This window comes from Brevibacterium sp. 239c (assembly GCF_900169365.1).
Classification (GTDB): domain Bacteria; phylum Actinomycetota; class Actinomycetes; order Actinomycetales; family Brevibacteriaceae; genus Brevibacterium.
On record NZ_FXZH01000038.1, the window covers coordinates 1 to 10,479 of the forward strand.

The following is a 10,479-nucleotide window of genomic DNA, read 5'->3' on the forward strand; positions in this document are numbered from 1 at the left end:
CGAGCATTTCAGCGTCGGTCAGGTAAAGGTTTCACGTATCGAACGCGCTGAAGCTCGTGATGACGAGTTCGCAGCGCAGTACCGGGACTTCCTTCTTCAAGCCGCTTGACATCTATAGGAGCATCACAGGGACAGGATCAGGCGATATTTATGTGGACAAGGCCCTTGAACGTGGCTCCTGCGGCCTCATGAGCCGTCGGGCAACGACTTGTATGACCGCCCTGAGACTACTCTGACAGCAAAGTCAACTGGTACACGAAATCGACCACTGACCGGTTTGCGAGATGTTGGAACGACGAAGCAGTATGTCGATCTTTTGCAACCAATTTGGAGGTAGTTCAGCCATGCGCAACCTTGGCTGAGCGACCACTGTTTTCCTTCTGCCAAACCATTGAACTGGGGTCGTCAGCGGCTGCCGATTCACCTTCAAAACAGTCGTGTTTTGGGTCAGATTCTCTATTCGGCCGGATCTTGGCAAAAGTGGCCGAATTGGCCCGATCTCCAGAACACGAAAACCCCGACCCCTCGATGACGCGGGTGCTCTCACCAGGCATTACAGGCAAAATCCCACCATACGAACACACAGCAGGTCCGAAAACCACCTCTCCAGACCCCACTGAAGCAGCGACCGACGATCCGAGCGAAAAACAGCACTTTCGAGCCAAAAACGACTCGCACCAACCACAAACACCCCCGGGGGGTATACCTCTCAGAAACTACCGCAACAAGCACTCACACACAGCTCAGGCACAGCCGACACACAGAAACACGAGAACCCGACCCCTCGATGACGCGGGTGCTCCCACCAGGTGTTACAGGCAAAAACCCATCATGAGAACACCGTTCAAGCCCGAAGGGCACCATCAACGCACGTCCAACCATGCCGTTTGATGCAGTTGGATTGCGTTTGCAAACGCGAATCAACTAAGCAAACACACGAAAACAATGACAAAGGTATGCCAGTGGCGGTCAAAGGTTCACAGACGCAGTCTAGATGCCCGCTGTAACGCTGTAACGACCAAAGGGCAGTGAATGTCAGTTAACGATCACGCACGTCCCTGTACTGGATCAAACATAGGCAAACTATCTCATAACTGATCATCACTGGTCATATTGGGCTGAACAGCAACAAACGTTATCAAACGATACGATGTGATGCAGGCCACTTGGTAGTAAAAACCGGCTCATATGACCCCGATTTGGCCAAACACTACAGGCGATCACCACAACCGTAGGAAACTTTTAATCAGACAAGCGTTCGATTGTCGAGACAAAATCCCAGGTGAGACAGAGTGCTTATATCTATATCTTTTCCTAAAGAAGAAGAATTACTACATTACTACAGCCCCCTAGTTCACGCATGTATGCCTTTTTATTTTCACCAGGGTGTCTCTCTTTTTCTCTATAGGGGGGTGCATGGGTTCGTGAGGAACGTAGTAATAACAGAATCAGACCAAAAACAGGCCGTCTGACCTGGACAAACGAGGAAAAAACGCTGCTACAACGCCGGTGGCACCCTGATGAAACAGTAGCTAGCCACCGTTGCACCCGACCCCGGCAAGCTCGGCCGCGACCACCAAAAGCAGCCACCACACAAACGACGACAGGCCCACGATCCTCACCTCCCGGCAATAGTTGCTCCAGGAGCTCGAGCTTGTGTTTGGGGCGACCCGATTGGGCGGCGGCATTCGGGGTACAAACAGGGCCCGTTCGCACGCGTTGAGAACCTCAGTAACGCTTTCCCGCGTTGATCGAAGTCTCCTCGCGTCGCCGGAGCCTCCACAGGGGCGCACGGTGGCACGCGAGATCACGAATGTGTATTTGCACGAAGATGGGCATCTGGAGCCTCCTGGGCGTGCCTGAGTGCGGCACAGCGGCATTGTGGGCAATGAGGACGCCTGGCATCTGCGAGCGGACCTCCCGGACGTATTACAGCTCGACATCGATCGAGGCCTTGGCGCGAACCCTTCCGTGGGCGGCCGCCAATTCAGGAGGGTTGGTTGTTTTTCGTGGTCGTCGTCAATGCGCGCGTTGTGGCCAATAAGCATTCTCGAATACGAGAATCGCGTTTGCTCGTGAAGCCGGTGCATTTGGCCCGGAGCTCGGGGCGTTATCGAGCCATGAGTTTTACCCACCTCTGCCCTGAGTATGAACACAACACGATGCCCCAGCCGCACTCGCGCTCTGACATATTTGTCGAGTTTCGGCGGCCAGTCGACAATCCGAGTACTCCACCCTGCTCGCGTCAGCTTCGCCCAAGGACTCGCCGGGCTCACAGCAGCACATGCGGCGGGAGTCCAGTTTGTTCCGCGGACGTTCGTCGACGCAGACGGCTTTCCGCTGGGTCTATGGATTCACGTCCTCCAGACCCGCCACGCCAAAGGAACGCTCAGCCGCTCGGAGCGAGAGGCATATCTATGTGCATCCGGGATCCTTGACGTTCGCGAACAGCAGTTCATCGATGGCGTGGCCCACATTCAAGCCCATGCCGGAACGAGGGCACCTATCGGAGCCAACCACGTCTGCGACGACGGGTTCCCACTGTCAGGGTCCATTACTGAGTTTCCTGATTCGGTGAGCATCGACCCAGATCGTCGCAAGACGATCGTCAAAGACACTCAACGAGAACACTGCCTGTCAGCAATCAGGCGCCGACCATTGACGCTCCGGTCACCCCAACATCGAAAGTCACCAACAACGTGACGTTCGTTGCAGGCGGCATTGCAGGGGATGAGACCAATAATGATGAAGAAGGGCGAGCATGAGTCGGAAGGTTCAACAGCGAAAGGGTGATGATTCTCCGCTGATCTTGGCCGGTGCCGTCATCCTCGCGCTGGTCGCCACCTGCTTCGGCTACCCAGGCTTCGTGCTTGTACCGATTGGTGTCACGATTGCTGCCTACATTGCCTCGCCACCTGAGCTCACCGACAAGAAGAACGGCAGGCCAGTTCCAGCCAATGACAGCGAGAGTGCCAAGTTGCGCAAGTACCACGCACGGCAGTCCTTGAAGTCAACGTTTTTCAATCCACAAGCCTGGTGGCCAGGCACCGAAGTGCGACTGTCCTGGTTCGTCTTCCTCTCGTTGTCGATCATCGTGGGAATGATCCCGGCTCACTTCGATCACTTCGGGCTCCTAAGTGACTACGACGTGGCCGACCACATATTCGGGCTCATCAATGCGATCGCCATCTTCATCACCATCACCGCCTACGATGATGCCTCTCGGCGGTTTGCCTCCGAGGACGAACCTCGACCAGCTGTGGGCTGGAAGGATCTCAAGTCGGCACTGCCGAAGACACTGAAGGTCACCGCTGAGGTCCCCAACTTCATCAAACTCATTGCCGCTCACGGTCTCCAAATCATCGTCCTGGCCATCTATGTCGTCGTCGGAGTTGTTGCCACTATTGCAGCAGGTTTCGGTCTGCGCATTCTCGCAGCCCTCTGGGAATCGTTCATTGGACATTCGCTGACCACCTACGGCCTGCCAACATTGGCATTCGCTGCTTGTGGCGGTATCGGACTGACTCTTATGCTTATCGCCGCAGTTGTGCGCCCGAAAGTCATCAGCAGTTGGCGCCTGCGTGAAGCTGCTCGGGCCGAATGGAAGCCACGGTGGGCGGACCTGAAGTTTGACCCGGCACCGGGGCTGACGGATCGCCGCCAACTCAGCGCCGGACTAGTCGACACGTTTCGGGCACCGGCAGGCAAAGGTGCGATGACGTTCATCGACAAAGAGTCTGACATCATCCCAGCATTGGGAGCCGGACAGTCAGCGGCAGTCATCGAGTCTCCTCACGTGAACGCGCTCGGTCAAGAAGTCGAAGGATCGATCCACCCGAATGAGTTCCGTGTTGTCCAGATCCCGTCCGATTCTGTACCTGATGCCTTCGACACCGAGGCTGATCCTGAGGTTGCCCGCCTGGCCGCGATCTTGTCATGGAAACCAAGGTGGGCGTCGCTGAAGTTCAAACCCGCACCACGTCTGATCTCGCGTGAGATCGTCGGCTCCTTCGCAGTCGACACCTTTGATGCCCCGCAAGGACGCTCTGCCACTGAGTTCATGACCACCCATGCAGCTAAGGTCACCCCCACGCTGGGCGCTGGCGTCTCTGGTGCGATCCTGTCGATCGCCGACCAGAACGGGGTTCACCCGACCCAGTTCCGTGTCGTGGCCTCAAAGACCGATCAGGCCTCGGCGATTACCGACCCAACAATTGGAGACGAGGAGCTCTCAATCGCGTTGGAGTCCGTCATCGCCACCGTCTGCAACGACGCCCAGTACGCCCGCCCCGACATCGCCTCCATCGTCCCTCTCCATGACGAGTCCTCACCTGTTGCTGCGTGGTACGTCGGCCTGTCGATTGACCCTGGCATTGTCCGCCACATGCGACTCAAAGGTGGTCTGCAATCGCAGTTCGCGGCAAAGCTCGGCTGCGTCGCGGCACTCAACGACAACCCAGAGCGCAAGGGTGGCCTGGCTCTCTACGTCGGAGCCTTCGACAGTGACGAGCTCTCACCTAATGACTCCGGTCGCCAGATGCTGCCTGAGGTCGCCGGTGTCCGCGAAGAAGACTGGTGGAACGGCAAATGGATGACAGCGCTGGACTCAAAGATCAACGCACCGTTTCCGATTCCTGACACCCCTCAGCAGGATGCGACTCTCGTCGATGGTGCCACCTTGCACCGTCGCTTCTTCTCGATCCTCAACAATGAGCGTGTCTCCGACTACTTGAGCCCGAAGATTGAGGAACCGCTGTCGGTGGCTCTGTCGTCTGCATTGGCCGGCGTCACCGGATACATGGAACGTTCGGGCAATGACTTCAACCAGCACAACCAGGTCATCGTCGTTCAGTGGGCCGATCGTAACAAGCCCGTACCGAAGTCCCCGGCCTATCTGAGACCCCCGGACCGGAGCTCAAAAGTCTCCGCCGAGGATTGGCTGCTCAAGCTGATGATCAATCAGGCATTCGACGCCGCGAAACTGACTCGACCGGGCGTGACGTCGACGGCCCCGTTGTCGTCGCCGAATGCCGATGACGGATCTCACCTGTGGCGAGTGAACATGACTCTGCTCGGGGGAGTGACGACCGATGTCATCCGCAAGCACCTGCCGCGCATGAAGGAACGCCTCTCGATCCCGTGGGCGACAGTGTTCAAAGACACCTCCGGGGCCAACACCACGGGAGTCAGTATTGTCATGGGCGCCCACCCGGAACACGTGAGCCTGGGCAATGAGAAACGCGACCGGCCGCTCTTAGTCGACCTCGAATGGCAGAAGGCCTTCGCTGAAGCCAATGTCGCCTCCGCCTCTACCGGGGAAGTCCCGGCCCTGGTGAGCACTCACACGTTGGAGTACAACGACAAGGTCCGATCGACGACGTTCACGTTGCCCGGTATGGATCTGGCCAAGCCTCGTGGCGCGATAGGCAAGCTCACCTCGGCCACCGGCAACGCCTTCCTCCAGGTCAATGCTGACCCGAATTCTCCACGACAGTTCATTCTCCTGTCGTCGAGGACTGATCCGATGCCCGAAAATGTCGCCTTTCCAATCCAGGCGCCCGTCGTCGGTAAGGAGCAGGTTTTTGGTGTCGGTATTGACGGTCGACCGAACGGTGTCGATTGGTCGAGCACGCCTCATTTGCTCATTGTCGGAGGCTCGGGAAGCGGCAAGCGGCTTAGCCTGTCCACCAACATTCCAACCCCTACCGGTTCAACATTGCTGGCAGATATCCGAGTTGGTGATCAGGTGCTTGGGCGAGATGGACGACCGTGCAATGTCACCGCCCTATCAGAAATCGAGAACAGCCCTGCTCTGTTCGATGTAACATTTTCCGACGGCACCGTCATCAAAGCTGACGCTGAACACCAGTGGTTGGTGGCCCAAGAGAGCGGTAAGAAGGCCGTCGGCCAGGCGAACCGAAAATTAGCAATCCAATCCTGGGAAAGTGCGCAGCGGGATATTGGAACTTTGACGGTCGCGGCACAGCAATCTACCAAAGACTGGATAGACAGCAAAAACCTGTTGGCAGTTGTCGGAAATTTGAACCTCGAGGCGAACCCTTGGCAGACACAAGCAGGTGTGTTGGCCGCCCTGCACTTTACCGACACTCCCTTCCGGAAGGTCAATCGACAAGTCACACGAACTCGCACGAATACTAGCTACGTAGCCCGTCGCCCATTCCGCTTCTATCCGTTGATAGATGTGATAACGGTTTGCGAGGACGCATGGGCCGCAAATCCTGCACGTCATCAGGCAAAGTTGGACGCCATTACCAAGATCAAGCAGGCCTCCGAGTTCAACCCACATCAGCCGGCTCGAGCAGTCGATTTCAAATACATGCTTGACTCCGAACTCGGCGATCATGCCTTGTCGCGACATGCAGTGTCCGACCCAATTCGACGAGCGGGCCTCCAAGGCGAGACTCACTTCATTGAGCAACACGGCACCCTACCCTCCAAAGAGACTATGACCAGCAAGGTGATCGAATTTCAGATAACCACAGCTTTTCTCCATTTGGCCGAGCGCCTTCACCAGCAGCACCTAGTTCGACCCTCTGACGAAGTCGCGGAGGTGCGAATGACAACCCAGGAAATGATCGCGACGGGAGTGAAGACCCGCCGTGGGTCTTCGCGATTCAGCATCCGGACCACGAAGCCCCTTGACCTGCCTTCCGCCGAGCTTCCAATTGGGCCATACTCGTTCGGAGCCTGGCTCGGCGATGGAACTTCACGTACGGGCGCCATCACCTCGATGGATGACGAAATCATCGAATCTGTTAAAGCCGATGGCTATTCAGTCAATCGAATCGAACAGTCTCCAGGGCGGGCCGCAGCCTACTTCTTCCCAAAACTCGGTGCGGCCCTTCGAACCCTTGGTTTCGCCACGCAGAACGATGCCGTCAGACGTGAGAAAGAGATTCCGATTCAGTATCTCCGTGCATCATTCAACCAGCGTCTCACCCTGCTCCAAGGGCTCATGGACACGGATGGTCACATCAACTCATCTGGAAACTGTGTATTGGCGCTCTCTTCCGAACATCTCTCAGCCGGTGTCGCCCAATTGGTCCGTTCTCTCGGGATCAAGGCGAGCACACATATCCGGGAATCGTCATACATCGACGAATATGGAAAAAGGGTCATCTGCAAAGACAGCCATTCTGTACGATTTACCACCGATTTGCCCGTATTCAGATTGTCTCGGAAGGTAGCTCGACTCCCCAGTACAGTGCGGGTAACCCACGATTGGATCTACATCACAGACATCACGCCGTGTAGTTCTGAGCCAGCTCGATGCATTTCAGTTGACAGTCCCGATCACGTTTACCTTGCTGGCGAAGGCATGACTCCGACATCGAATTCAGTCCTGGCTCAGTCGGTGATGTACGGGGCCTTAGCTGCCGGCCACAGTGTTGTCCTCATCGATGCACAGAAGTACGGTGCTGACTTCCACTTTGCGCGCCGATACTCGTCGGCCTTCTGCACGACAGTCGATGAAGCCAGAGCCGTCATGGAGTCCATCTACGCCGAAGTCCAGCGCCGGGCGGCACTCAACGGCCAATATGGTGTCAGCTCATTCGACGAGCTGCCTGAGAGCGTGCGTCCGAAGCGAATGATCGTCTTCATCGACGAGTTCTTGGGCCTCGTCTCAACCGGTTCCAGGCCACCGTCGAAACCGGAATCCGATCCGAAAGCTGAAGAGGCCCGCCTCGCCGCAGAGCGGTCGTATATGAGCAAACGTCGTCTGGCGTTCCTGGTCGGTCGTGTGGCTGCTGAGGCTCGTTCAGCTGGGATCAATCTGTCGTTGATGACGCAGAAGATGACAGCGAACTCCCTTCCCGATGACCTCTCAGACCTCAAAACAAACCTGGGTCGGGTGGCGCTGGGCAAGATGTCTTACGGCGACAAGATGTCGGCGCTGCGAGATCCTGACGCATCGCCGAACCTTGGCGAGATCGTGCCCAAGGGCCGCCTCATCTGGGAGTCAGTGACGGCACCGGCAGTCGCCTTGCAGGGATACTTTTCTCCGGTCGATGAGTTTGAAGCGAGCCTGGCCTCGTTCATGGGCGATCCCGCAGACATCGAGCACATCGACTTCAGCGAACACCTGCCCGATGACTCCTCAGACGTCATCGAAGGACGGGTATTGGTTGCCGATGAGGCCGAGCCGACCGAAGTGGCCGACGATCTTCTTCTCGACCTCGAGCTTGCCGACGTCGACGATGCCGGTGACAGTGAGATACCGGATTGGGCCAAGGACTTCGCTACCGGCTCTGTCGCATCTGCCGAGCCCGCGGTGGACGTTGGTGACGACGATGAGACCCCTACCTTGGACCTCGATGAACTCGACGATATTGATCTGTCTGACTCCAAGGCTACTTCGACCAGCCAGGCACAGGAGCCGGTGACTACTGAAGCCTCTGAGGCTGACATCGACTGGGATGCCTTCTTTGCTGAGGCCGATACTGGAGATACTGGTAGCGCAGACGAGCCCGATGTTGTTGAGACATCGTCTAACGAAGTGGTGATCGAGCAGCCGGTAAGCAACCGCAATCCGATCTCGGTCGAAGACGTAGAGGCTCTCGTGTTCATGGACATCGACGGATGTCTGGCGCCATTCGGAGGCCCGGCCCGCCGTGGTCAGATGATGATCGAACCCGCCGAGGGCACCTACGGAGACTCGATGGCGGTGGATCCGCGCATCATGAAGGCTGTCACCACCATCGATGCACCGATCGTCTGGTCGAGTGCACGTGAAGTCGAAGATGCCGACGTGCTGGCAACCCACATCGGGTGGCTGGTGCTTCCTGCGATTGATACGGCTGCCAACGGTCCAGGTCCTCACGAATGGTTTAAGACCAATGCCATTGTGGCCTTCCTCGACGAGGTCCCATTCGTCGCCCGCATCGTCGTCATTGACGATGACGACGCAGTTGCCGGACTCGGCACAGTGCTGACAGAGGCAGGCTATGACCACCTCATCGTCCAACCGGACTCGGCGAAGGGCCTGACCCGAGACCACATTGCCGAGATCAACTCATTCTTGGCCGGAGGGGGTGACGACGCTGTCGAGGCAGAATCAGAGGCTTCCGTCCCAGCACCAGCCAAGACACGGCGTTCTACTCGCCCTGCCAAACGACCGCGTCGCGCAGCTGCGACATCCCGGCTGCCCAGCGACGACGAATTCTGACCCGAAAGGAAAGGTGATCGCCCGTGATGGGAGGACACCATGCGATCTCTGGCACAGCTGGAGCTCTGGCCTTGGCTGGAACCACCGGAGTGAGCCTCGGAGTCATCGATGCCGGAAGCGGCATGTCGTTGGCGTCCTTCGCCGCTATGGTCACTGGAGCCGCACTGTTGCCGGACGCAGACCATCACAATGCGACGATCGCTCACTCCCTGCCGAAGCTTGGGCCTCTGCCATCACCATCGGAGATCATCTGCCGAATGATCGGGAAGATCTCTGGTGGGCACCGGCATGGGACCCACAGCATTATCGGGATCGCGGCCTTCGTTGCACTGGCGATGTTGCTGGGACAGCTGCGCTACGGCGGACTGGCCATTGGCGCCGCGATCATGGGATTCGTCCTCACCTCTTTTGCCTTGAAAGCCTTGAAGCTCAGCGAGCCGTTCTCCGTCCTGCCCTGGGGACTGTCGCTGGCTGTTGCTGGGTTCGTCATGAATGAATTCGACACCGATCCATTCATGCTTCCACTGGCGGTGGGTTTGGGTTGTGCGATCCATATCATCGGCGACATGGCCACGACTGACATGTGCCCGATCCTCTACCCCTTGAACCCGAAAGCCCCGAAAGGATTCGAGCACATTCCGGTTCTCGGCTCGTGCTGGAACGACAAGGGCAGCTTCGGATTTCCAATCCTCGGCAATGCGGGATCGATTCGGGAGTGGATACTCTGCCTCGTTCTCACTGGCTATGTCGTCCTCGCTGCAACGACGGAGGCGGGCTTATTCGATCCTGGTGCGTGGGCAACGCTGCCGCACTTCGACGAGATCAAGACCGGTCTGACTGATCCGCTGGGATGAACAATCTAGCGATTCAGATGAGGGCGTCATCAGTCTCGGTCGCTGAGCAGACCGGCCAATACCAGAACGGCTCATAGCAGGCCTTCTGCGGCGTGCCTGATCCGCTGTTGACACACCTTCTCCCATGCTTCGTCACGGGTCCAGGGACACTCCTATGCTGGCCGACTGGGACGCGACAATTCTTGAGCTGCGCGCGATTTGGGCGGCCAGGTGTGGAAGGCAACGCGAGACCAGCCACAGGTTCAGCGGCGATATGGGGCTCATCGTAATCGAGAGTGTAAAACCGGTCTGAAACCACCGGACTCAAGTAGGCACCTCGCGATGTAATGAGTCAGGTTGCGAAACCCGAGTGCCGATCCTCGAAGGTGCTCGAGCCGACCATTGATCGATTCGGTGGGCCCATTCGACGTTCCTGGCCTCGTGAAGAACGCCAACACA

The 10,479-nt window shown here is 57.5% G+C and carries 3 protein-coding genes; 2 read left to right on the forward strand and 1 reads right to left on the reverse strand.

Annotated elements, in window-relative coordinates; genetic code table 11:
• The first annotated feature begins 2,761 nt into the window (after positions 1-2,761).
• A complete protein-coding gene (locus BSP239C_RS19905) occupies positions 2,762-9,187 on the forward strand; it encodes an HAD domain-containing protein (RefSeq protein ID WP_101575044.1) in 6,426 nt (2,141 codons plus the stop codon).
• Positions 9,188-9,213: 26 nt separating this feature from the next.
• Positions 9,214-10,041: a metal-dependent hydrolase gene (locus BSP239C_RS19910; protein ID WP_101575045.1), complete on the forward strand. Its 828-nt coding sequence runs from the start codon at positions 9,214-9,216 to the stop codon at positions 10,039-10,041.
• Positions 10,042-10,301: 260 nt separating this feature from the next.
• Here the strand turns inward: BSP239C_RS19910 and BSP239C_RS19915 are convergent.
• Positions 10,302-10,479: transposase (locus tag BSP239C_RS19915; protein WP_145997517.1), on the reverse strand; the 178-nt coding region annotated here is incomplete at its 5' end.